Genomic DNA, 24,247 nt, shown 5'->3' with positions numbered 1-24,247 from the left:
TGGCGTGAACAAAGGCCCTGAAATTACAGCAATATGGTTGCCGCACGGGGATGTGAGTGGTATCCCGCGCCCATGACGACCGTCCCCATTTCCAACATTCGCAATTTCTCCATCGTCGCCCATATCGACCATGGCAAATCGACGCTGGCCGACCGTCTGATCCAGATCACCGGCGGCCTCACCGACCGCGAAATGGCCGGGAAGGAACAGGTGCTCGATTCCATGGACATCGAGCGCGAGCGCGGCATCACTATCAAGGCGCAGACGGTTCGGCTGAAATACCACGCCAAGGACGGCAAGGATTACATCTTCAACCTGATGGACACGCCGGGCCATGTCGACTTCGCCTACGAAGTCTCGCGGTCGCTGGCGGCGTGCGAGGGTTCCCTGCTGGTGGTCGACGCCAGCCAGGGCGTGGAAGCGCAGACGCTTGCCAACGTCTACCACGCGCTCGACGCCGGTCATGAGATCGTGCCGGTCCTGAACAAGGTCGACCTTCCCGCCGCCGAACCCGAGAAGATCAGGCAGCAGATCGAAGACGTGATCGGCATCGACGCCTCGGACGCCGTGATGATCTCAGCCAAGACGGGCCTCGGCGTTCCCGACGTGCTCGAAGCGATCGTCACCCGCCTGCCACCGCCGAAGGGCGATCGCGACGCCACGCTGAAGGCGTTGCTGGTCGACAGCTGGTACGACGTCTATCTCGGCGTGGTCGTGCTGATCCGCGTCGTCGACGGCGTGATGAAGAAGGGCGGCCGCATCCGCATGATGGGCACGGGGGCTGCCTATGACGTCGAACGCGTCGGCTTCTTCACCCCGAAGATGACGCAGGTCGACGAGCTCGGCCCCGGCGAGATCGGCTTCATCACCGCGGCGATCAAGGAGGTTGCCGACACCCGCGTCGGCGACACCATCACCGACGACAGAAAGCCAATCACCGAAATGCTGCCGGGCTTCAAGCCTGCGATTCCGGTGGTGTTCTGCGGCCTTTTTCCGGTCGATGCCGACGACTTCGAAACGCTGCGCGCCGCGATGGGCAAGCTGCGGCTGAACGACGCCAGCTTCTCGTTCGAAATGGAAACCTCGGCCGCACTCGGCTTCGGCTTCCGCTGCGGCTTCCTCGGCCTGTTGCACCTCGAGATCATCCAGGAGCGGCTGTCGCGCGAGTTCGACCTCAATCTGATCGCAACCGCGCCGAGCGTCATCTACAAGATGAAGCTCAACGACGGCACCGAGATCGAGATTCACAATCCCATCGACATGCCTGATGTGGTCAAGATCGCGGAGATCCAGGAGCCCTGGATCGAGGCCACGATCCTCACCCCCGACGAATATCTCGGCAGCGTGCTGAAGCTGTGCCAGGACCGCCGCGGCTCGCAGAAGGAGCTGACCTACGTCGGCTCTCGCGCCATGGTGAAATACGATCTGCCGCTCAACGAAGTCGTGTTCGACTTCTACGACCGCCTGAAATCGGTCTCCAAGGGCTACGCCTCGTTCGACTATCATCTCACCGACTATAAGCCGGCCGATCTCGTCAAGATGCAGATCCTGGTCAACAACGAGCCGGTCGATGCGCTCTCGATGCTGGTCCACCGCACCCGCGCGGAGGGGCGCGGCCGCGCCATGGTCGAGAAGATGAAGGAGCTGATCCCGCCGCACATGTTCCAGATTCCGATCCAGGCGGCGATCGGCGGCAAGGTGATCGCGCGCGAAACCGTTCGCGCCCTGCGCAAGGACGTCACAGCAAAGTGCTATGGCGGCGACATCACCCGTAAGCGAAAACTTCTGGAGAAGCAGAAGGAAGGCAAGAAGAAGATGCGGCAGTTCGGCAAGGTCGACATCCCGCAGGAAGCCTTCATTGCCGCGCTGAAGGTGGATAGCTGAGGCGGGGGGTCGGGCAGGTCCGGTCCGGAACGTTTGGGCTGGACAATTAAAAACGCGAAAACAACCCCATGCACAGTAGCCGACCCATTGTTGGCGTTGCGCTTTTCGATTTTTACGAAACCGGTTTGACTTGTCGGGCAAAACAGGGGCATGATGGCATCATGGTAGCGGGTGCAGTCGGCAGACGGTGATGTCCTATCAAACGACCCCCGTCACGTTTGTGCTCATAGCCCGGATACCTCCAGCGGGCGTCGAAGCGTTTCGAGCCTACGAGGATGCCGTCCTGCCGCTGTTGCCTGAGTTCAATGGATCTCTGGAGCGTCGTCTTCGCAATCCGGACGGCACCATCGAGATCCACATCGTCAGCTTCACGTCCGAAGCGGACTTTCAAAACTACCGGAATGATGCTCGGCGGGCAGCGCACGCCCGGCTGTTGGAAAAATCATCCGCGAAGCTGGAATTGCTCCCGATGGCGAACGTCTAGCGTCCGACAAGATCTGGCTTGCTGTTGCGTCGCGGCAATCGTACTGAGAGCGCTCGTCGGACCCGAGTTTATCGGGTGGCTCGGCCGGGCGCCCATCCCCCGGAAACTCTCAGCGTAGCGACATCGAAGCTTAACTTTAGGCCGACCGGGCGCCGCCCGTCGCCTCGCTGGTCTTATTGGTTTCAGCAAAATGACGTTCTACCAAACGTTCCGCCGCGAGTGGCTGACAAACGTTTCCACGGACCTGCTCTCCGGTGTTCTCGTCGCGTTGGCGCTCATTCCGGAGGCCATCGGTTTTTCGATTGTCGCGGGCGTCGACCCGAAGGTGGGCCTTTACGCCTCATTCTCGATCGCCTGCGTGACTGCCGTCGTCGGCGGCAGGCCGGCGATGATCTCCGCAGCGACGGCATCGACCGCGGTGCTGATGATCACCCTGGTCCGCGATCACGGCCTTCAGTACCTGTTCGCCGCGACGGTGCTGATGGGACTGATTCAGATCGCCGCAGGGGCCGCGCGGCTTGGTCTGCTCATGAAGTTCGTGTCCCGCTCGGTCATGACCGGATTTGTAAACGCCTTGGCCATTCTCATTTTCCTGGCTCAGTTGCCGCAATTGACGCACGTCGGCTGGGAAACCTACGCCATGGTCAGCGCGGGCTTGGCCATCATCTATCTGTTCCCTTACGTCACCAAACGAGTGCCGTCCGCCCTGGTCAGCATCATCGTACTGACCGCGTTTACGCTGTGGTCCGGGATCAAGCTGCGTACCGTCGGCGACATGGGCGAATTGCCGTCCAGCCTTCCGTTCTTCGCGATCCCCCAAGTCCCCTTCAATCTGGAGACCCTGAGGATCATCCTGCCGTACTCGCTGGCGATGGCTGCGGTCGGGCTGCTGGAATCGCTTCTGACGGCTTCGATCGTCGACGACATGACCGATACCGGCAGCAATAAGAACCGGGAATGCGTAGGCCAGGGCGTCGCCAACTTCGTCACCGGCTTCCTCGGTGCAATGGGCGGATGCGCCATGATCGGGCAATCGGTCATCAACGTCACCGCCGGCGCGCGCACCCGTCTATCAACGTTCTTCGCCGGCGCCTTCCTGCTGTTCCTGATCGTTGTCCTTGGCGAGTGGGTGAAGCAGATCCCGATGGCCGCGCTCGTGGCCGTGATGATCATGGTCTCGATCAGCACGTTCAACTGGTCGTCCCTCCTTAACCTGCGGTCCCATCCCCTAAGTTCGAGCGTTGTGATGTTGGCCACCGTCGTCGTGGTTGTGGCGACCGGCGATCTGTCGATGGGCGTGCTCACGGGCGTCGTACTCAGCGGCGTGTTCTTCGCCGGCAAGGTGGCACGCCTGCTCGGGATCGAAACGGAGCTATCCGAAGACGGACGCGAAATCACTTACTTCGTGACAGGGCAGGTGTTTTTCGCCTCCTCCAACAGTCTCGTCGATGCCTTCGACTATCTCGATGTACCGAGCCGGGTCCGAATCGACGTCAGCGACGCGCATTTCTGGGACATCACTGCCATCGGAGCACTGGATGACATCGTTCTCAAGCTTCGTCGCCACGGCGCCGAAGTCGAAATCATCGGGCTCAACCAGGCCAGCGCCACAATGGTCGAACGCTTCGGTACGCACCATAAGCCAGGTGCGCGGCCGAAAGCAGTCCATTGATGGAAGCATGATGTTGCTCGGCTGGGTCAAGTCGGACTCACCGCATCAAGCTCGCCGGATGGGTTGAGCCCTGGCAAAACCCGTTACCCTGATGCGGAGCAGTGATTCTTGTTAGCTCGATCCGATCGTAAGGCTGAAGCTTGATGGGCTTCGCGTTCGCTCTCCCCGTCCTACGCGCTACATCGGAGACGGCTTAAGTTGCCTGCTGGCCCCAGCTAAAGGCCGGGTAGGCCGGGGGGCGGCTTGTGCGTCCGTGACGCCTGCTCGAACGCGTAGGCCAGACGTAGCAGCTTGTGCTCGCTCCAGGCACGGCCGGCGAAGGTGACGCCGAGCGGATAGTCCGGCGTGTCCTTGTCGTCGGCCCCCGAGACGAAGCCTCCAGGCACCATGACGCTGGGATAACCTGCTTTGGCAGCGATCGGGGCGCCCATAGCGCCGGGGAATAGGACAGCATCAAGCTTGTGCTGGTTCATGTAGGCATCCATGCCGCGCGTCCTGGCGGTGAGCAGATCCATGGCGCGTGCGGATTTGTATTCGCGCTCGCTGAGATCGCCCCTGGTCGCGTTGGCGGCGAGCAACAGGTCCTGGCCGAAACGCAGCGCCTTTTCGGCGTTATCGTCGTTGAAGGCCACGATGTCGGCGATCGTCTTGATGTCGGTCTCGATCGCCCAATCCCTCAGATAGAGATTGACGTCATGCTTCAGCTCGTAGAGGAAGACGATCCGCTGCGCGACCGGATTGCCCTTGTTGGCGCTCAGCGGATTGCGATTGAGCACGGCCATGATCGTGCCTGGTCCGTTCATCCAGCCGGCGGTCGGCATGCTGGCGCGCACAATGACGGCGCCGAGATCCTCCAGCACCATGATCACGTCGGCCATCAGCTTGGTCCCGTCGGGTGGCAACTTGCCGTAGTAGCAATCGTTCAGCGGGTCGGCGGGGTCGCTCGGCACACCGATGCGCGCACCCTTTAACGCATCCCGCGCGAGATCGGCGGTGTAATCGGCCGGCCTGCGCTGCCGCTCCGTCACCGGATCGAGCGGGTCCTTTGCGGCCAGCACGTTCAGCAGCATCGCGGCGTCTCGCACGGTGCGCGTCATCGGCCCCGCTGTGTCCTGGCTGTGCGAGATCGGCACGATGCCGGCTCGGCTGATCAGTCCGACCGTCGGCTTCACGGTGACGAGGCCATTCCGGCTCGCCGGATGCAGCAGGGAGCCGGAGGTCTCGGTGCCAATAGAGGCTGCACACAGACCTGCCGCCACGGCGACCGCCGAACCCGAGCTCGATCCGCCCGGGTCCACGAGCGGGATACCGTGATCGTCGGCGAGCGCCGGTACGTAGGGATTCCTGACCTGACCGCCCAGCGACGAATAGCCCGAGGGCATGTCGATCGCGAGGATGTTGGCGAACTCCGTCAGGTTTGCCTTGCCCAGGATCACCGCGCCGGCGTCCCGCAGCAGCTTGACAATCGTGGCATCGTCCCTCGCGCGCGCCCCCTCCAGCGCCAGCGAGCCGGCTGTCGTCGGCTGCCTGTCGCCGGTCGCGATGTTGTCTTTCACTAGGATCGGTACGCCAGCCAGCGGCCGCTTGGCCGATGGCACGATGCCATCTAACTTGCGGGCGATCATGAGCGCGTCGGGATTGAGCTCGCGCACGGAGTTGAGCATGGGCCCACCACGGTCGTAGGCATCAATGCGCGCCAGATAGGTTTTGGCCAGCGCCGTAGCGGTGGCCCGTCCACTGGTCAAAGCATTGATGATATCGCTCATGGGTGCGTCATGGAGCTTTGGCTCGGCCTGCTCCTCGACGCTTGTGGAAGCTGCGGCAGGCCGAACACCGCGGCGGGTTGGCTCCTTCATGACGTGCCCCGTGGGCGGCCTCCCAAGATTGTGCTACAGACGGTAGCATCAACTCTGGTTGCGCGACAAGCTGATTGCCAATCTGGGACGCAGGCGTCAGTCATTCTCAAGGGCTTCAGCGGAGCGGTTCATGGAATGCAAAATCAGGCCTGCGCTTGACGATGACGCCGCTGCCATCAGCGCGGTCATCTTGCGGGCGCTGCGCGAAACCAATCCGAAAGACTATACCGACGAGATCATAGGGAGGGTCGAGCGCAGTTTCAGTCCAGGCGCCGTACGGAAGCTGATCGGGAAACGTACTGTCTTTGTCGCCATCATCGGCAGCCGCCTCGTCGGAACGGCAAGCCTTGACGGAAGCGTCGTCCGCACGGTCTTCGTCGCTCCCGACGTTCAGGCCCAAGGTGTCGGCAAGCTGCTGATGGCCCAGATCGAGCGTACGGCGCGCGAACGGAACATTCCCGCGTTGACCGTTCCTTCCTCGGTCACCGCCGAAACTTTCTACGCACGACTCGGGTTCAATGCCGTACGCGATAGCTACTATGGTGACGAACGCACGATCATCATGGAGCGAGTGCTCGATGACCCGTGCTAAGTCCGGTCCACGCCATCAAGATCGGGACGCAAGACACTTCGCGCGATCGCGCGCCCCGAAATGACAACCGCACCACCTTGATCCTCCCTGCCAAATAGACCACCATCGCGTCTTACCGCTCACGGCAGAATGGGCGAGGAAAACGCGCATGAACGCAACTCCCGGAGTTGGCCTCGTCGAACGTGCCCGCGCACTTGCGCCGCTCATTTCGGGCGAAGCTGACGCGATCGAGCGGACGCGGCGGCTGACCGCTCCCGTCGTCTCGGCACTGATCGAGAACGGGCTCTACCGCGCACTGCTGCCGCAAAGCCTCGGCGGCGCTGAAGCTGCACCGGAAGCCTTCATGCAGATGCTGGAGGAGATCGCGAAGGCGGATGCCTCCACGGCCTGGTGTCTCGGCCAGTGCACGGTCTGCGCCATGATCGCAGCTTCGCTCGATCACGATACCGCGCGGGAGATCTTCAACGCGGGCCCCGGCATCCTCGCCTGGGGCGCGATTGCACATGAGGCGCGGGCGGTCGAGGGCGGCTACCGCGTCACGGCGCGCTGGGACTTTGCCTCGGGCTCGCGGCAGGCGAGCTGGCTGGGGGCGCATGTCCGCATCGTCGGTGCTGACGGGACGCCGCGCAAGAATGCCGATGGCTCGCCGGAGGTGCGGACTATTTTGTTTCCGGTGGCGAGCGCGACGCTTCATGACGTTTGGCAGGCGATCGGGCTCGCCGGGACCGGCACCGACGCGTACGAGGTGAGCGACCTCTTCATCCCCGAGCGTTTCACGGCGTTTCGTGACGTGCCGTCCGCGCTGCGCGAGACCGGCCCGCTCTACAGGATCGGCACCGGCTCGACCTTCAGCCTCGGCTTTGCCGCGGTCTCGCTCGGCGTGGCGCGCGCGACGCTGGATGCGGCAATCGCGCTGGCACGTGGAAAGCATCAGTCGCTGGCCGCACACACCATGCGCGACAACCAGGCGGTCCAGGGCCTGATCGGCCGCACCGAGGGCGATTTGCGCGCCGCGCGCGCCTATCTCTATGCAACGGCGAATGCGATGTGGCGCGATCTCAGCGCGAGCGGCGAGTTCAGCACGGCACATCGCGGCGCCGTCAGGCTGGCTGCGACCTGGACCATCCATCAATCGGCGCGCGTGGTCGACACCGCCTATCACATGGCGGGTGCGACCGCGGTATTCCGCGGCAATCCGTTCGAGCGGCGGTTTCGCGACATGCACGCCATCGCCCAGCAGATCCAGGCGCGCGACACGCATTACGAGGACGTCGGCAAGGCGATCCTTGCCGAAAACCGATAGTCTCAGGCGAATGAAGCTGCGGCGCTTTGTCTCGCGCTATGACGAATGACCAATGCTCCATGCGCTCACTGCATTGAGTCATGCAAAAGGATGGCAACGAATCCGTTGAAACACGGAGGACGTGCCGGCCTTGTTGTTAAGCAATTTCTGGGACCTTCCGCAAAAGCAAGATTTGGAAATGCCTGGGAATTTTCGATGTTCAAACTCAAGTCGATTGCCGCCCGCCTGATTCTCGCCATCGCGCTCACCGTTGCGGTGGCCTGCGCCATTCTCTCCGGCTTCTCGATCAGCCAGCAGCGGGCGCTGACGCGGCTCGCGCTCGATCAGCAGCTCAAGCTGCAATATGAAAGCGTGATCGCCGCGATCGACTATGAAGGACGTGCCGCGCTGGCAGTCTCCACCGTGATCGCGGCCCTGCCGCCGGTCGGCGATGCCATCGCCAAGGGCGACCGCGACAGTCTCCTCACGCTGCTCGGCGACGCCAACAAGGCGCTGAAGGCGCAGGGCATCCCGCTGATCACCTTCCAGCTTCCGCCGGCGATCTCCTTCGTCCGCGTCCACGCGCCCAAGACTTTCGGCGACGACGTTTCCGCCCGCCGCGCCACCGTGGTCGAGGCGCTCAAGACCGGCCGGCAGATCGTCGGCGTCGAGCCGGGCCGCGAAGCGCTCGGCATCTTCGGCATGACGCCGATCGTGCGCGACGGCAAGAACCTGGCCAATGTCGACGTCGGCGCCGCCTTCGGCAAGGAATTCGTCGACCGCGCCAAAAAGCGCTTCGGCATCGACCTTGCCGTCTACTCCGTCGACGGCAAGAATTTGAACAAGCTGTCGTCCACCTTCGGCGAGAACGCGGTCGCCAAGCCCGACGAATTGAAAGCCGCGATCGACGGCGCGCCGCTGCTGCGCGAAGCCGAGCTCGACGGTCATCCAGTCGCCGTCTACGCCGGGCCGATCAAGAACTACGCCGGCGCGCCGGTCGGCGTCCTTGAAATCATCAAGGACACGACGGAATACGAGGCCGCTTTCGCGGCCGCGGAACGCAATCTGATCCTCGGCACGGTCGCGATCCTCGCTGCCGCCATCGTGCTGGCGTTCCTGCTCGGCCGCGGCCTGTCGCGGCCGCTTGCCGCGATCACCGCGGTCATGAACCGGCTATCGAGCGGCGATACCAGCGTCACCATTCCCGGGAGCGAACGCCGGGACGAGCTTGGCACCATGGCCAAGGCGGTTGACGTGTTCCGCCGCAACATGCTTGAGGCAGAGGCAATGCGCGAGGCGCAGGAGGCCGACAAGGCCCGGGCAGAAATGGAGAAACAGGCGCTGCAGCGCCAGATGGCTGATCGTTTTGAGGCCGACGTCAAGGGCGTGGTGTCGGCCGTCGCAAAGGCGACCGAAGGCATGCAACACGTCGCCGGCGAGATCACCACGAGCGTCAACGGCACCTCGCAGCGTGCTTCCGCCGCGGCGACAGCCTCCGAGGAGGCCTCGACCAGCGTCAATGCGGTCGCTGCGGCGACCGAGGAGCTGGCCTCATCGGTGAACGAGATCGGTCGCCAGGTCACCCATTCCAGTCAGGTCGCGAGCGGCGCGGTGGTCAAGGCCACCGAAACGACGGCGATGGTCACGAGCCTCGCCGCCGCAGCCGAGCGCATCGGCGACGTGCTGCGGCTGATCAGCGAGATCGCAAGCCAGACCAATCTGCTGGCGCTCAACGCCACGATCGAGGCGGCGCGTGCGGGCGAAGCCGGCCGCGGCTTCGCGGTGGTCGCCGCCGAGGTAAAGGGGCTCGCCAGCCAGACCGCGAAGGCCACCGACGAGATCGCAAGCCAGGTGACCGCGATCCAGGCCGCGACCGGCAATTGCGTCACGGCGATTTCAGGGATCAGCGACACCATCCGCGAGATCAGCGGCATTACCACCACCATCGCCGCTGCAGTCGAAGAGCAGGGCTCGGCGACGCGGGAGATCGCCCGCAGCGTGCAGCAGGCGTCCGCCGGCACCACCGACGTCTCGGCCAATGTCGCCGGCGCGAGCCAGTCCGCCGACCAGTCGCGCGCACTGGCCAGCAATGTCATGGTTGCTTCGGGTGAACTCGGCCAGCACGCCTCCGCGCTCCGGCAGAGCGTCGACACCTTCCTCGCGGGCCTGCGCGGCGCCGCCTAGCTCACAAAGTGTCGTTCTGCACGTTGCTCGCCACCGTCAAGGCGCCGAACAGCAGGGCCATCGCCAGCATCCAGTCGAGCAGAATGGCTTTCAGCCGCCGCGAGAAGCGGGCGTAGCGCGGTCCGGGCGTCAGGGTTGAGGCGTCAGAGGCGATGGCAATGTCGCATCCGCTCGTCCGATCCAGCCATAAGACGCCGGCGGACGGCTCAAGGTTCGACCGTATCAGACTGCAGCATCACGCCACCAGCGCGGCGTCCTCGTCCAATCCGTCGATGCCGCGCTGCGCGGCCAGCAGGCTGACGATCTCGGCGTTCGGCCGGGCCTTGCTGAACAGAAAACCCTGACCCTCGTCGCAGCCTTCGGCCCGGAGGCAGCTCAGCTCGGCTTCGGTCTCGACACCCTCGGCGGTGATGATGACGCCGAGCCCCTTGCCGAGGCTGACGATGGAGCGGATGATCGCCTGGGCCTCGCGGTTGGCGCCGAGATCGCGCACGAAGGATTGGTCGATCTTGATCTTGTCGAAGGGGAAGCTGCGCAAATAGCTGAGGCTGGAATAGCCGGTGCCGAAATCGTCCATCGAGATGCGTACGCCGAGCGCGCGCAGCGCATGCAGCGTCGCCAGCACCTGGGCGCTCTTCTCCAAAAGCAGCGTCTCGGTGATCTCGAGCTCGAGCCGCCGCGGCGGCAGGCCGGAATGCTTCAGCGCGTCCGTCACCACCGAAAGCAGATTGCCGCTGCGGAACTGCAGCGGCGACAGATTGACGGCGACGCGGACGTCGTCGGGCCAAGTCGCGGCGTCCAGGCACGCCCGGCGCAGCATCAAGCCACCGAGCGGGTTGATCAGCCCGGTTTCTTCCGCCACCGGAATGAACTCGGCCGGCGAGACCATGCCGCGATCGGCATGCGGCCAGCGCACCAACGCCTCGAAGCCGGTGATGCGGCCGCTCTGGAGGTCGATCAGCGGCTGGTAGTACGGACGCAGCACGTCGCTCTGGATCGCGTCGCGCAGCTCGACCTCGATCTTGCGCCGGCCCTGCGCTTTGGCGTCGAGCGCGGCCTCGAAGAACGCAAACGTGCCGCGCGCATCCAGCTTGGCGCGCGACAGTGCCATGCCGGCGCTCTTGAGCAGCTTCTCGGAATCATCGCCGTCGCCCGGCGCCATCGCGATGCCGATGGAAGCGCCGATCACCACGGAATGGCCGTCGAGCAGATAGGGATCGGCGATGGCTTCAAGCAGGCGCTTCGCCAGCAACACCGCGTCCTCGGGGCGCGTCAGGCCGCTCTGCACGATCGCGAACTCGTCCGAGTTCAGCCGGGCCAGCGCGTCTTCCTCGCGCAAGGTCGAGCGCAGCCGCTTGCCGACTCCGCGCAAGAGCTTGTCGCCGACCGCGTGTCCCAGCGCGTCGTTGACCGCCTTGAAATTGTCGAGCCCCAGCATCAGCAGCGCGACCTTGTCGGTGCTGCGGCGGGTGTGCAGCAGTATCTCGTCGACCTGCTGGCGCAGCAAACTGCGGTTGGGCAGGCCGGTCAGGCCGTCATGCTGCGCCATGAAGGCGAGCCGCGCCTCGGCGCGTTTGCGCTCGGTGATGTCCATCAGCGCGAGCAGCACCGCGGGCCGCTCGGCATAGCTCAGTTCGCGGGAATAGATCGCAAGATCGATCAGCGCGCCGTCGGCCTTGACGTGCTTCCAGGTGCGCCCGGCCTGCTCCTCGCCGGTCGGATCTGAGGTCCAGGGCGGCTCGCTCTCGAAAGCCTGCAGGGAGCGGATTGTCAGCCGCTCGAACTCGGCGCGGCTGTAGCCGTAATGGGCGACCGCCGCATCGTTGACGCTGAGGATACGCTCATCGTCCAGCGCGCAGACGATCATGGGGACGGGATTGCCGTCGAACAGCAGGCGGAACGAGGCCTCGCGCTGCTTCAACTCGGTGATATCGACGCGCAGGCCGACGACGCCGCCGTCGCCGGTCAGCCGCTCGTCGATCAGGATGACGCGACCGTCCGCCAGCTTCTGCTCGTGGCGCGCGCCGGGCTGATAGAGTTTTTGCAGCCGCTCGGCGATCCAGTCTTCCTCGTGGCCGGCAGCCTCGGGATAGTCGCCGCGGGCGACACCAATGCGCAGCGTGTCTTCGAGACGCGCGCCTTCTTCGAACAGATCGGCGGTCTTGCTGTAGATCTCGGCGTATTGCTTGTTCCAGAGGACGTAGCGGCCCTCGGCATCGAGAAATACGATGCCCTGCGGCAGGATCTCGATGGCCTGACGCAGACGCTCATGGGATTTGCGCGCTTCCGCGATCGCGGCTTCCGCCTCGGCGCGGCTGCGCAGAACCTCGTCGCGTTCGGACGGAGGATGAGGCGCGCGCGCAAAACGCGGCTTGCGCGGGTGCAGGCCGAGCCTGCCAAGCACGCTCCCCTTCCGCTTTTTTGGTTTTCGAGACCCCGAACTCAACTTCACTCGTCCCAGTCGCACTCAGCGACCGCAAGGTGTGGAGCAAGTGTCTGAAAAAAAGGTAATCTTGGGTAGTTCGACGGTTGGACGCACGGACTGGCAGCCACAAGAAGTCAGCCGTTATTGCCCGTTTACAAGGCGCGGCAGCGCCGACGGGCGCGCCAAGCGCATCGCATCGTCGCCATTGGAGAACGAGATGGCGCAAAAATTACGCGCTGCCTTGAATTATTTCCGGGATCGCGCGCGATTGCATGCAGAGCGGAGTGAGTATGCGTCCTCCGCACGAATTTTGGCCAATGCATGAGAGGGTTATCGCGCCGTTAAAAACGACCGGCTCCGCGCGGGGAACTGCGACTTTCGGACGATATTTTGGCCGAACGACTGTTTCTTAACCCCGACGCGGTGTTGGGTTATAAGGTTGCCAGCATGAGTCCCCGCCGCCTCACCCCCCTCCTGCTCGTCATGACGCTCCTGGCCGCCGGCGACGCGCTGGCCCAGGACAAAGGCAGCGTGACCCCGAAACCGCTGCCGCCGCTCACCAATCCCAACGATCCCAGTATCGGCGCCAGGGAGCTGTTCGCGCGAAAGCTGCTGCCGTCGAGGGGACCGGCCCATGTCATCGGCTCCTACGTCAAGGGCTGCATCGGCGGCGCCGAGCAGATGCCGCTCAACGGCGACAATTGGCAGGTGATGCGACTGTCGCGTAACCGCAGCTACGGTCACCCCGCGATGATCGCGCTGATCAAGCGCCTCGCGGCCAGGGTGCACAAGGACGCGGGATGGCCGGGCATTTTGGTCGGCGACATCGGCCAGCCGCGCGGCGGGCCGGCGCTGTCAGGCCATGCCAGTCACCAGATCGGCCTCGACGCCGATATCTGGCTGACGCCGATGCCGGACCGACGTTTGTCGCGCGAGGAGCGTGAGGAGATGTCGGCGGTGATGATGGTGCGGCAGGACCGGCTCGACATCGATCCAAAAGTGTTCACGCCAGGCCATGTGCTGGTGCTGCGAGACGCGGCGCGGGAGCCGGCGGTGCAGCGCATCTTCGTCAATGCCGCGATCAAGAAGGCGCTGTGCCGTGAGGCCAAGGGCGACCGTTCCTGGCTGTCGAAGATACGGCCGTGGTGGGGCCACGACTATCACTTCCATATCCGCATGCGCTGCCCGGCGGGCGCGGGCGAATGCGAAGGCCAGTCCTCGCAATCCGAGGACGAGGGCTGCAAGCCCTCCGATCTCGCTTACTGGTTCAGCGATGGCGTGCTGCACCCCAAGCCGCCGCCGGAGCCACCGAAGCCGAAACCGCCGATGACGCTGGCGCAGATGCCGGCGGCCTGCAAAGTGGTGCTGCATGCGAGGGACGCGAAGCCTTAGCCGGCTGTCCTCCTCGCCTTGCGGGATCGGAGCTGGATCGGACCAAACGTCGGCTTTGACCTGTTTCGCCAGCCTGTTATGGTCGCACCAGCGATCGCTTGCCGGACCGTAAGTCCGGCGGGCTTGCCGGAACAGCGCTTCCGCCGGTCGCAGCCTGACTCAACCAACGCCGTCTTGCGCGCGCCGCCTCACGTGCCCTGAGCGTGCGCATGGAGCGCTTTCGATGTCCCGCCTTTCCGCGCTTTTTTCGGTTTTGCTCGTTCTGACCGCGAGCCTTTCGCCTGCCGCCGCCGAGCACAAGACCATCACCGTGTTCGCCGCCGCCTCGATGAAGAACGCGCTCGACGAGGTCGATGCCGCCTACACCGCAAAAACCGGCGTCAAGTTCAGCGTCAGCTATGCCGCGAGCTCGGTGCTCGCCAAGCAGATCGAGCAGGGCGCGCCGGCCGATATGTTCGTCTCCGCCGATACCGATTGGATGGACTACGCGACAAGCAAGAAGGCCATCAACGAGCCGACCCGGGTCAATCTGCTCGGCAACAGCATCGTGCTGATCGCGCCGAAGGATTCCAAGATCGACAACGTCACCATCGCGCAAGGCTTCGACCTCGCAAAACTCGCCGGCGACGGCAGGATCGCGACCGGTGACGTCAAGTCGGTGCCGGTTGGAAAGTATGCCAAGGCGGCGCTGGAGAAGCTCGGGGCGTGGCAGGCCGCCGAGCCGAAATTCGCGATGGCCGAGAGCGTGCGCGCCGCGCTGACGCTGGTGGCCCGCGGCGAGGCTAATCTCGGCATCGTCTATTCCACCGATGCCAAGGTCGAGCCAGGCGTGAAGATCGTCGGCACCTTTCCGGCGGACTCGCACCCCGCGATCATCTATCCGGTTGCTGCGACCACGGTCGCGAAGGGCGAGACCAGTGACTACCTCGCCTTCCTGCGCTCGACCGCTGCCAAGACCATTTTGGAGAAATACGGCTTCAAGTACCTAGTCAGCCCCACGACTTAGTATCTCCGACGTGATATCTGCGACTTGATGTCCGAGATTTCTCCCGCCGAATGGACGGCGATCCTGCTCTCGCTCAGGGTCGCGATCGTCGCAACGCTGGTCGCAACGCCGTTCGGCATTGCGCTGGCGTGGCTGCTCGCGCGGCGTGATTTCTGGGGCAAGTCGGTGCTCGATGCGCTGGTGCATCTGCCGCTGGTGCTGCCGCCTGTTGTCACCGGCTATCTGCTCTTGCTGACGTTTGGACGCCGCGGCCTCGTTGGCGGCTTCCTCGCCGATACGCTCGGCATCGTCTTCGCCTTTCGCTGGACCGGCGCTGCGCTCGCCTGCGGCCTGATGTCGTTCCCACTGTTGGTGCGCCCGATACGGCTGTCGATCGAGGCGATCGACAGCCGGCTCGAACAGGCCGCCGAAACGCTCGGCGCGGCACCGTGGAAAGTGTTCTTCACGGTGACGCTGCCGCTGGCGCTGCCCGGCGTCCTCGCCGGCATGGTGCTTGGCTTTGCCAAAGCGATCGGCGAGTTCGGGGCCACCATCACCTTCGTTTCCAACATTCCCGGCGAGACCCAGACGATTTCGTCCGCGATCTATTCGCTGATCCAGACGCCTGACGGCGACGCGGCCGCGGGGCGGCTGGTGATCGTCTCGATCGTGCTCGCGCTCGGCGCGTTAATCGCCGCCGAGTGGTTCGCCCGCCGCGCCACGCAGCGCCTGCACGGGAATTGACCATGCTGCGCGTCGACATCGAAAAGCAGCTCGGCGAGTTCTCGCTGTCCGCGTCCTTCACCAGCGAGGGCCGCGTCATCGGACTGTTCGGCGCCTCCGGCGCGGGCAAGAGCTCGCTGGTCAACATGATCGCAGGGCTGTTGCGTCCGGATCGCGGCACCATCGTGATCGACGGCGAGACCGTCGACGACACCGCGGCCGGCATTCATGTGCCGACCTATCGCCGCCGCATCGGCTATGTGTTCCAGGACGCGCGGCTGTTTCCGCATCTCAATGTGGCGCAAAACCTCGATTACGGCCGGCGCATGAGCGGCCTTGCGTCCGACCCGGCCCAGCACACGCGCGTCATCGACCTGCTCGACATCGGTGCGCTGCTTGATCGCCGCCCCGGAAAACTCTCCGGCGGCGAACGCCAGCGCGTCGCGCTCGGCCGCGCGCTGCTGTCGAAGCCGCGCCTGCTGCTGCTCGACGAGCCGCTCGGCGCGCTCGACGAGGGCCGCAAGCTCGAGATCCTGCCCTATCTGGTGCGGCTGCGCGACGAGGCCAATATCCCCATGGTCTATGTCAGCCACGACGTCGCCGAGCTGCGCCAGCTCGCCACGCAGATCGTGATGCTGAAGCAGGGGCGGGTGACGTCGTTTGGTGGGGTGAAGGTGCTGACGTAGCGACGAGGCGATCGCGTTTCGACGAACCGCCTCGCTCTAACTTACAGCCCGTCTACCAGCCGCGATCGACGTTGCGCACCTCGCCCGTTCGGGCGTCCACATCGACTTCCATCCAGCGGCCGACACTGTCACGGCCTTCGATCTGCCATTCGTCGCCGGCGAACTCGGTTTGCGAAATGGTCATGACACCAATATCGCTCGCGACGTCGAGCGCGGCCTGCATCGAGATCTGATCGCCGGTGTCATAGGCCACCGCCGGGGCCGCCGATCCGAGACCGATCGCGACGACGGCCGGCAAGATGAGATTTCGCATAGGTTGCTCCTGTCAGATACGTTTACGCGGCTAAGAACGAGCGGCGTCGCGGAGCGTTCCGGACACAGGGATCACGAAGGCGCAAATCTTTGGCGGTTGCGGCGATTTGGTGGCGGCTCCTCATTTTCGTCACACCGGGTTCGCGCTAGCGCGCGCTCCGGAGTGACAACGAGATGACTAGACCCCCGCCACCGAGGTCCACAGCTCCGCTAGCTTGCGGCGCAGCGCTTGCCTGCGCGTCAGCGGCGCGGGCGCTTCCTCGTCTTCCGGCAGGCGCAGGCCAACGACGTTGACTCGGCCGCCGGAGATGGAGCGCGCGACGAGCACGATCGGATCCAGCGCGAGCTCGGCGCCCTCTTTCGGCGCGCGGTCGAGATGGACGTCGAAATAATCGGCCAAAGTCAGCTTGCTCTCGTCTTCGCCGGCCTTCACGCCGTAGATCTCCGCGAGCTCGGCGAGCGTGTGCTCGCCGGAGACCATGAAGTCGCCGAGCAGATGCGGGTCCGGCGCCGAGCTCGGCTGCATGTCGACGAAGAAGCGGTCGAGCGATTCGGCCTTTTCCGGCGGCGCCAGCAGATAGATGTAGTCGCCCGGCGCGATCGGCTCGGCTTCAACCGGCGTCAAAATGTTCTCGTTGCGGATCACCAGCGTCGGCTTGGACCAGGACGGGATCAGGCCGCGGCGGAAATACAGGCTCTTGGGCCGCACCGGATAGCCGACGAGTTGCTGCTCGAGCTGGCCGGGCAGATCGAGCTCGACGCGGCGCGGGCCGCGCTCGGCGCGCGGCAGCGCGACATGAAGCTTGCGCGCGGCCGGCGCCAGCGTCCAGCCTTGCAGCAGCAGCGAGATGATGACGACAACAAAGGCGACGTCGAAATAGAGATATGCTTTCGTCAGCCCGACCAGCATCGGGATCGAGGCCAGGAAGATCGCGACCGCACCGCGCAGGCCGGTCCAGGCGATGAAGATCTTCTCGCGCCAGTTGAAGCGGAACGGCGCCAGGCACACGAACACCGCGATCGGCCGCGCCACCAGCATCAGCACGAAGGCGATCCCGACCGCCGGCAGCACGCTGGCGCCAAGCCGGCTCGGCGAGACCAGCAGGCCGAGCAGCACGAACATCACGATCTGCGCCAGCCAGGTCGCAGCATCCAGGAACGCCACCACCGAATTATGCGCACGGGTCGGCCGGTTGCCGATGATGATGCCGGCGAGATAGACCGCGAGAAAACCCGAGGCATGCATGATCTGCGAGCCACCGAAGATGACGAGCGCCGCAGTCGTGACAAACGGCGCATGCAGGCCCTGCGGCAGCGCCACCTGGTTGAGCGCGACGACGACCAGACGTCCGCCGAGGAAGCCGACGACGGCGCCCAGCACCGCCTCCAGCAAGAACTCCATCATCACATGCCCGGCCGTGCCCGTTCCGAGGGAGATGTATTCGACCAGCATCAAGGTGAGGAAGATCGCGAAGGGATCGTTGGTGCCGGATTCCACTTCCAGCGTCGCGCCGACACGCGGGCGCAGGCGCAGGCCCTGGGTATGCACCAGCAGGAACACAGCGGCGGCATCAGTCGAGGCCACCACGGCGCCGACCAGCAGCGACTCCGTCCAGTTGAGATCGAGTGCGTATTTGGCGAACGGCGCCGTGATCAGCGCAGTCAGAAGCACGCCGACGGTGGCGAGCACCACGGATGGCGCGAGCACGGTGCGGATGCTGGCAAAGCGCGTCTTCAGGCCGCCGTCGAACAGGATCAGGGCAAGCGCCACCGAGCCGACCAGATAGGTGGTGCGGACGTCGTCGAACTGAAGCTGGCCGGGGCCGGAATCGCCCGCGAGCATGCCGATGGCAAGAAAGACGAGCAGCAAGGGCGCGCCGAAGCGCAGTGCAAGCAGGCTCGACAGGATGCCGGCCAACACCAGGACGGCGCCGAGCAATATGGCGAGGCTGACAGAGTCGAGGGAGGCCATCCACCTTCCGGGTACGAATTCGCTGGAATGGCATCCTTATCGTCGGCGGACTCCCGCGCCAACCCATTTTCTCCCGCTCGCGGCAATCTGCCCGTATTTTGCGGCCTTAACGCACTTCACTTAGCGGTGTATCGGTGGCCCGGCCGCTCCCTTTGTGGGATTCTGCGGCGCCCTCGAATCAAATCCTCCCGCCCGCTTCCCGACGAGACCGATGGACATGGACCTCAAAGACTTCATGGAGTTCGTGCAGACCACCGCACGCAGCGTCGGGGCGGAGATCTCCTCACCCTGGTTCTACCTGCAATTCGGCCTGATCCTGGCTGCGGCCGGCATCGCCTATGCCGCGGAAGCCGGGGTTCGCCACCGCGTCGACATGACATCGCTGGCGATGCACTGGCCGCTGCCGCTCCGGCACTTCGCCCGCGTCATGGTGAGCAGCGCCTCGACGGCGGTGTTCACCCTGCTGGTGATCATCTCCCGCGTGGTGATGTATCACGCGACCTGGCCGAGCCGCAGCTATCTGCTGATGGTCGCCGCCAAGCTCGGGCTGGCCTGGCTCGCGATCCGGCTGCTGACCTCGATGCTGCGCAACGCCTTCATCGTCAAGCTGGTGTCGATCACGGCTTGGTTTGTCGCCGCGCTCTCCATCCTCGGCCAGCTCAATGCGACGGTGGATTTGCTGGATTCCTTCGCCATCGTGCTCGGCGGCCTGCGGCTGACGCCGCTGCTGGTGATCAAGGCCGGCGCGCTGCTGCTCATCGCGCTCTGGGCCACCAATATCGCCAGCAATTTCGCCGAGAGCCGGATCAATTCGACCACCGATTTGACCCCGTCGGTGCAGGTGCTGCTGATCAAGATCATCCGCATCGGACTTCTGGCCATCGCAATTGTCATTGCGCTCGGCGCGGTCGGCATCGACCTCTCCGCGCTCGCGGTGTTCTCCGGCGCGGTCGGCGTCGGCATCGGTATCGGCCTGCAGAAGATCGTGGCCAATTTCATCTCGGGGATCATCCTGCTCGCCGACAAATCGGTGAAGCCCGGCGACCTCGTCACCATCGGCGACAACACCGGGCGGATCAGCGCGATGAAGACGCGCTATATTTCCGTCGCCGCCGGCGACGGCCGCGAATTCCTGGTCCCCAACGAGGATCTGGTGACGCAGAAGGTCGTCAACTGGACCTACACCGACAAGAACACGCTGGTGAAGATCGCCTTCGGCACCAATTACGACGCCGACCCGCGGCTGGTCTGCAAGCTCGCCGCCGAGACCGCGGCCGCTCATCCCCGCGCGCAGAAGGGCAAGCCGCCGAATTCTATCCTGACCGAGTTCGCGGAAGCCGGGATGAAGTTCTCGCTGACCTTCTGGATCGCCGACCCCGACGGCATGGACAACGTCAAGAGCGACGTGATGCTGTCACTGTGGGACGCCTTCAAGCGCGAGGGCATCCGGGTTCCCTATCCCGTCCGCGAAATCCGCATCCGCGGCGGCGCCCTGCCGGTGGAAACCACCGTAGAAGTCCCGAATTAGGCCCGCTTACGGGCGCAAGGCAGGCACGTCTGACTTGCATGAAGGCTCGCAATCATTAAATTGGAGCGTGAAATCAAGCCTTTCCGCCGATATCGAGCCCACCCCAGAAGATAGCGCCCGCATGAGTTACGTCGAAGCTTCCGATACCTCCCTGCGCAAGACCGGACAGATCAAGCTGCACGGACCGAGCGCCTTTGCCGGCATGCGCAAGGCGGGAGCGCTGGTGGCGAAGTGCCTCGACGAGCTCACCGACATCGTCGGGCCCGGCGTGCCGACCGAGCGCATCGACCAGTTCGTCCGCGACTTCGCCTTCAGCAACAATGCCTATCCGGCGACGCTGATGTATCGCGGCTACCGCTACTCGACCTGCACCTCGCTCAACCACGTGGTCTGCCACGGCATGCCCGGCGACCGTCCGTTGAAAGAGGGCGACATCGTCAACATCGACGTCACCTTCATCGTCGACGGCTGGTATGGCGATTCCAGCCGCATGTATGCGGTCGGCCCGATCGCGCGCAAGGCCGAACGGCTGATCGAAGTGACGTATGAGGCCATGATGCGGGGCATCGCCGCGGTGAAGCCCGGCGCCACCACCGGCGACATCGGCCACGCCATCCAGAGCTTCGTCGAGCCGCAGGCCATGAGCGTGGTGCGCGATTTCTGCGGCCATGGCCTCGGGCGCATGTTCCACGACGAGCCGAACATCATCCATATCGGCCGGCCGGGCGAAGGCGTGCAGCTCAAGCCGGGCATGTTCTTCACCATCGAGCCGATGATCAATCTCGGCAAGCCGCATGTGAAGATCCTCTCGGACGGCTGGACCGCGGTGACCCGCGACCGCTCGCTGTCGGCGCAGTTCGAGCATTCGGTCGGCGTCACCGCGACAGGCGTCGAGATTTTTACGCTGTCCGAGCGGCACGGCGAGAAGCAGATCGGGTGATGGCGGCGCAAGCGCCGACGCGCGCCTATCGCGGCCGGCGGAATGACGACGGCCGCCGCTTGTAGGTCGCGGCAAAGGCATCGTTGAATCTGCGAACGCTGCCGAAACCTGCGGCGAAGGCGATCTCCGCCAATGTCATGCTGGTCTGGTCGATCAAGCGCTTGGCTTCCTGCACCGCCGCGTCGCTGCGATCTCGCTCGGGCTCGCCCCGGCGTGGCGCATGAACAGGCGAAGCAGGTGGCGCGGCCCGACGCCAAGGGCTTCTGCGAGCTCCGTCATTGACGCCTCATCCAGAAAACCGTCATGGATCAGACGCATCCCGCGCGCCACGGTGCTCGCCGTTCCCATCCAGGCCGGCGACCCCGGCGCCGTTTCCGGCCGGCAGCGGAGGCACGGGCGAAAACCGGCCCGCTCGGCGGCGGCAGCTGTCGCATAGAAGGTGACGTTCTCGGAGCGAGCAGGACGAACCGGACAGACCGGCCGGCAATAGATGCGCGTCGAGCGGACACTGGAGAAGAACAGTCCGTCGAAAGCGCGCGCACGGGCCAGCCGAGCCCGATCGCAGGTTTCCCAGTCGAGATGCGGTGGCAGCGTTTGCCGATGCGCCGAGCCTGTCGCCATTGCGCGATAATAATGCCCGCGCTGCACGCCGAGTAGCTGAAATCGGACTCGATCGGGCGATGAGGTCCGAATTCAGCCAGCCTCTCCCGGCGCTCCGGATCATGGTGTCGATCGCTTCAGGAGCAAATCGCATGAGCATGCAAGGGCAACAAACGACGCGAAGCAAGACCACTCTCGCGCTGGAGATCGGGCTCCTGCTGCTGCTCTCGCTGATCTGGGGCAGCTCGTTCACGCTGATCAAGGTCGCGATCCAGACGATTCCGCCCTTCACGATGGTCGCCGCGCGGGTGACGATCGCGGCCATTATCCTGATCCTGATCGCTCTCGCGCAGGGACACGCCCTTCCCCGCCGAGGATCGGACTGGGCGGCCCTCTTCGTGCAAGGGCTACTGCAAAGTGCGCTGCCCTTCACCCTGATCAGCTGGGGCGAGGCACATATCGCAAGCGGTCTCGCCGGCGTACTCAATGCAACCCCGCCGATGTTTGTGCTCGCGATCGCGATGATGACCATGCGCGGGCGGCTGACCGTCAACGGCCAGAAGATCATCGGCGTCGGTCTCGGTCTCGCGGGCGTCGCCGTGACCATAGGTACCGATGCGTTTGCGGGGATCGGCACGGCCGCTCCGCTGGGCCAGGCAGCGGTACTGTGCGCGAGCCTCTGCTATGCGCTCGCACCGATATGGGGGCAGCGCTTCTCGGGCCGTCCCGCGATCGTCACGGCGGCCGGAGCCATGAGTTGCGCGGCGCTTCTCATGCTCCCGATCGCCGCCGCTCTCGAACAGCCGTGGACACTGCCGCCGCCGCCGGTGCAGGCGATCGCGGCGGTGATCGCGCTCGCGGTGGTCTGCACGGCTTTCGCGATGGTGATCTATTTCCGGCTGATCCACACGCTCGGTCCGCTCGGCACGACAAGCGGAAGCTATCTGCGCGCCGGTTTCGCGGTGGCGCTCGGTACCGCATGGCTCGGCGAGCAATTTACCTGGTCCAGTCTTGCCGGAATGCTGTTCATTCTCGCCGGTGTGGTGGCGGTCACGGTGCCCGCACCAGCGCACGGCGCCAGGAGACCGGCGGGCTGAGTCACCATCTTCAAAGCCAGATGCCAGGGCCTGCGCGCCGTCCCGCAATTGACGGTTGCAAAAGCGCTGGTCCGCGGCAATGCTGGCGGCCGATGCCCGCCAAGTCAGACCACGACAAGAGCAAGCCGGAGGAAGCGCCGCACTATCTCGGCCATCGCGAGCGGCTGCGCGAGCGCTTCTACAGCGCCGGTGCGGATGCGCTCAGCGACTACGAGCTGCTGGAAATGGCGCTGTTTCCGGCGCTGCCGCGGCGCGACACCAAGCCGCTGGCGAAGACGCTCATCAAGACATTCGGCTCGTTCGCCGAAGTCGTCCATGCCCCGGTGGCGCGCCTGCGCGAGGTTGACGGCGTCGGCGAGCCCGCGATCCACCAGCTCAAGCTGATCGCGGCGGCATCGCACCGCGTCGCCAAGGGCGAGGTCAACAACCGCAACGCGCTGTCGTCCTGGAACGAGGTGATCGACTATTGCCGCACCAGCATGGCGTTTGCCGACAAGGAGCAATTCCGCCTGCTGTTCCTCGACAAGCGCAACCAGCTCATCGCCGACGAGGTGCAGCAGACCGGCACCGTCGACCACACCCCGGTCTATCCGCGCGAGGTGATCAAGCGCGCGCTGGAATTATCCGCGACCGCGCTGATCCTGGTCCACAACCACCCCTCCGGCGATCCCTCGCCGTCGCAGGCCGACATCCAGATGACGAAGGCAATCATCGACATCGCAAAGCCGCTCGGTATCGCCGTGCACGACCACATCATCGTGGGCCGAGGCGGCCATGCCAGCCTGCGTGGGCTGCGGTTGATCTAGGCTATCGAATCACATGACAAGGACAGCATGAGCGATTGGCTGCACAATCTGCCACTGCCCTGGATGGCGCTGGTGGTCTTCGGTTTCACCTATCTGGTGGCGATGGCCATCTTCGCGGCCGTCGCGCTTGTCGCAACGGGGGAGCGCGCGAAATCGCTGAAGGCGATCTCACCGGGCATGCTGCCGGTGCTCGGCATCATCTTCGGCCTGTTCGTCGCCTTTACCGCGGCGCAGGTCTGGGGCGACAGCGACCGCGCCGGCGCCGCGGTGAGCCGTGAGGCCAGCGCGCTGCGAAGCGCCGTGCTGCTCGCCGCCGGCCTACCGGCAGAGCAGGAGACAAGGCTGCGCGGCCTGGTGCGCGACTATGTCGAGCAGGCCGTCACGGTGGAATGGCCGATGATGGCGCATCAGGAGGCGTCGCTGAAGGTGACGCCGCCCGCGCTCGCCGAAGCCTTGCAGCTCGTCGTCGCGATGGCGCCGCAGGGCCGGAATCAGGAGACCGTGCAGCACGAGATCATCAGCGCGCTCCAGCAGGCGCTGGATGCGCGGCGGCAGCGGATCATCGTCAGCCTCGCCGCGGTGAATTCGGTCAAATGGTGGTGCCTGTATCTCCAGGCGGCCTGCGCGCTGCTCGTGATCGGCCTCGTCCATTGCGACAACCGGCTGGGATCGGCGATCGCGATGGGCCTGTTCGCGACCGGCGTCGCGACCTCGGTTCTCTTGATCGCCGCGCACGACCGGCCGTTCGCCGGCCAGGTCTCGATCCGGCCGGAGCCGCTGCTCCAGATCATGCCGGAGTCAGCGGCGAAAAGTTGAGGCGCGACAGC

General features: G+C 64.8%; 20 protein-coding genes, 1 pseudogene and 1 other annotated feature. Of the genes and pseudogenes, 16 read left to right on the top strand and 5 right to left on the bottom strand.

Features of this window, described 5'->3' with window-relative positions:
• Positions 1–72 precede the first annotated feature (72 nt).
• The 3 genes from lepA (at position 73) to IVA74_RS23815 (ending at position 4,040) form a co-directional block, all read left to right on the top strand.
• Complete coding sequence (gene lepA / locus IVA74_RS23825) at positions 73–1,884, top strand: translation elongation factor 4 (RefSeq protein ID WP_247348692.1); 1,812 nt, start codon at positions 73–75, stop codon at positions 1,882–1,884.
• 190 nt (positions 1,885–2,074) lie between these two features.
• Positions 2,075–2,368, top strand: a complete 294-nt coding sequence (locus IVA74_RS23820; RefSeq protein ID WP_247348690.1) for a hypothetical protein — start codon at positions 2,075–2,077, stop codon at positions 2,366–2,368.
• 55 nt (positions 2,369–2,423) lie between these two features.
• Positions 2,424–2,477, top strand: a sequence feature (sul1 is cis-regulatory element that is thought to sense ions involved in sulfur or methionine metabolism; They are found in Alphaproteobacteria).
• A gap of 81 nt (positions 2,478–2,558) precedes the next feature.
• On the top strand, positions 2,559–4,040 hold the full coding sequence (locus IVA74_RS23815; protein WP_247348688.1) for a SulP family inorganic anion transporter: 1,482 nt from the start codon (positions 2,559–2,561) through the stop codon (positions 4,038–4,040).
• A 215-nt stretch (positions 4,041–4,255) separates the two neighbouring features.
• Here the strand turns inward: IVA74_RS23815 and IVA74_RS23810 are convergent, their stop codons facing one another.
• The gene (locus IVA74_RS23810) at positions 4,256–5,896 is read right to left on the bottom strand and encodes an amidase family protein (RefSeq protein WP_346730974.1); all 1,641 of its coding nucleotides are present in this window, start codon (positions 5,894–5,896) and stop codon (positions 4,256–4,258) included.
• A gap of 130 nt (positions 5,897–6,026) precedes the next feature.
• Between IVA74_RS23810 and IVA74_RS23805 the strand changes: the two genes are divergently transcribed.
• The 3 genes from IVA74_RS23805 to IVA74_RS23795 all read left to right on the top strand — a co-directional run bounded on the left by IVA74_RS23805 (position 6,027) and on the right by IVA74_RS23795 (position 9,954).
• Positions 6,027–6,488: a GNAT family N-acetyltransferase gene (locus tag IVA74_RS23805; RefSeq protein WP_247348685.1), complete on the top strand. Its 462-nt coding sequence runs from the start codon at positions 6,027–6,029 to the stop codon at positions 6,486–6,488.
• Positions 6,489–6,636: 148 nt separating this feature from the next.
• A complete protein-coding gene (locus tag IVA74_RS23800) occupies positions 6,637–7,791 on the top strand; it encodes an acyl-CoA dehydrogenase family protein (protein WP_247348683.1) in 1,155 nt (384 codons plus the stop codon).
• A gap of 195 nt (positions 7,792–7,986) precedes the next feature.
• On the top strand, positions 7,987–9,954 hold the full coding sequence (locus IVA74_RS23795) for a methyl-accepting chemotaxis protein (protein WP_247348681.1): 1,968 nt from the start codon (positions 7,987–7,989) through the stop codon (positions 9,952–9,954).
• A 235-nt stretch (positions 9,955–10,189) separates the two neighbouring features.
• On the opposite strand, the gene IVA74_RS23790 is transcribed toward IVA74_RS23795, so the two are convergent.
• The gene (locus IVA74_RS23790) at positions 10,190–12,358 is read right to left on the bottom strand and encodes an EAL domain-containing protein (protein WP_247348679.1); all 2,169 of its coding nucleotides are present in this window, start codon (positions 12,356–12,358) and stop codon (positions 10,190–10,192) included.
• An 88-nt stretch (positions 12,359–12,446) separates the two neighbouring features.
• Between IVA74_RS23790 and IVA74_RS23785 the strand changes: the two genes are divergently transcribed.
• From IVA74_RS23785 to modC, 5 genes are all read left to right on the top strand, one after another.
• Complete coding sequence (locus IVA74_RS23785) at positions 12,447–12,704, top strand: hypothetical protein (RefSeq protein ID WP_247348676.1); 258 nt, start codon at positions 12,447–12,449, stop codon at positions 12,702–12,704.
• Between the two features lie 122 nt (positions 12,705–12,826).
• Positions 12,827–13,771 carry a penicillin-insensitive murein endopeptidase gene (mepA, locus tag IVA74_RS23780; protein ID WP_247348674.1) on the top strand — a complete coding sequence of 315 codons (945 nt, stop codon included), beginning with the start codon at positions 12,827–12,829 and terminating at the stop codon, positions 13,769–13,771.
• A 223-nt stretch (positions 13,772–13,994) separates the two neighbouring features.
• Complete coding sequence (modA, locus tag IVA74_RS23775; protein WP_247348672.1) at positions 13,995–14,777, top strand: molybdate ABC transporter substrate-binding protein; 783 nt, start codon at positions 13,995–13,997, stop codon at positions 14,775–14,777.
• 27 nt (positions 14,778–14,804) lie between these two features.
• Complete coding sequence (gene modB, locus IVA74_RS23770; protein WP_247348670.1) at positions 14,805–15,500, top strand: molybdate ABC transporter permease subunit; 696 nt, start codon at positions 14,805–14,807, stop codon at positions 15,498–15,500.
• A 2-nt stretch (positions 15,501–15,502) separates the two neighbouring features.
• Entirely contained in the window at positions 15,503–16,165 is a 663-nt protein-coding gene (gene modC, locus IVA74_RS23765; protein WP_247348668.1) for a molybdenum ABC transporter ATP-binding protein, read from the top strand.
• A gap of 52 nt (positions 16,166–16,217) precedes the next feature.
• On the opposite strand, the gene IVA74_RS23760 is transcribed toward modC, so the two are convergent.
• Positions 16,218–16,478 carry a PepSY domain-containing protein gene (locus IVA74_RS23760; RefSeq protein ID WP_247348667.1) on the bottom strand — a complete coding sequence of 87 codons (261 nt, stop codon included), beginning with the start codon at positions 16,476–16,478 and terminating at the stop codon, positions 16,218–16,220.
• Between the two features lie 177 nt (positions 16,479–16,655).
• Entirely contained in the window at positions 16,656–18,449 is a 1,794-nt protein-coding gene (locus IVA74_RS23755; RefSeq protein ID WP_247348664.1) for a potassium/proton antiporter, read from the bottom strand.
• 211 nt (positions 18,450–18,660) lie between these two features.
• Between IVA74_RS23755 and IVA74_RS23750 the strand changes: the two genes are divergently transcribed.
• Both IVA74_RS23750 and map read left to right on the top strand, forming a co-directional pair.
• A complete protein-coding gene (locus IVA74_RS23750; RefSeq protein WP_247348662.1) occupies positions 18,661–19,977 on the top strand; it encodes a mechanosensitive ion channel domain-containing protein in 1,317 nt (438 codons plus the stop codon).
• Between the two features lie 121 nt (positions 19,978–20,098).
• Positions 20,099–20,917, top strand: a complete 819-nt coding sequence (gene map / locus IVA74_RS23745; protein ID WP_007597786.1) for a type I methionyl aminopeptidase — start codon at positions 20,099–20,101, stop codon at positions 20,915–20,917.
• A 25-nt stretch (positions 20,918–20,942) separates the two neighbouring features.
• Here the strand turns inward: map and IVA74_RS23740 are convergent.
• Positions 20,943–21,538 (bottom strand): annotated as a pseudogene (locus IVA74_RS23740) (Ada metal-binding domain-containing protein).
• A gap of 131 nt (positions 21,539–21,669) precedes the next feature.
• Here IVA74_RS23740 and IVA74_RS23735 point away from each other — a divergent pair.
• From IVA74_RS23735 to IVA74_RS23725, 3 genes are all read left to right on the top strand, one after another.
• The gene (locus tag IVA74_RS23735) at positions 21,670–22,614 is read left to right on the top strand and encodes an EamA family transporter (protein ID WP_247348661.1); all 945 of its coding nucleotides are present in this window, start codon (positions 21,670–21,672) and stop codon (positions 22,612–22,614) included.
• A gap of 92 nt (positions 22,615–22,706) precedes the next feature.
• Complete coding sequence (gene radC, locus IVA74_RS23730) at positions 22,707–23,420, top strand: DNA repair protein RadC (RefSeq protein ID WP_247348659.1); 714 nt, start codon at positions 22,707–22,709, stop codon at positions 23,418–23,420.
• A gap of 27 nt (positions 23,421–23,447) precedes the next feature.
• Positions 23,448–24,236 carry a DUF4239 domain-containing protein gene (locus IVA74_RS23725; protein ID WP_247348657.1) on the top strand — a complete coding sequence of 263 codons (789 nt, stop codon included), beginning with the start codon at positions 23,448–23,450 and terminating at the stop codon, positions 24,234–24,236.
• Positions 24,237–24,247: the final 11 nt, after the last annotated feature.

Origin of the sequence: Bradyrhizobium sp. 132, from assembly GCF_023074185.1 — a bacterium.
In the GTDB taxonomy this organism is placed as follows: domain Bacteria; phylum Pseudomonadota; class Alphaproteobacteria; order Rhizobiales; family Xanthobacteraceae; genus Bradyrhizobium.
The sequence above is the reverse complement of the archived record's forward strand: the minus strand, read 5'-3'. Positions and strand labels throughout refer to the sequence as shown.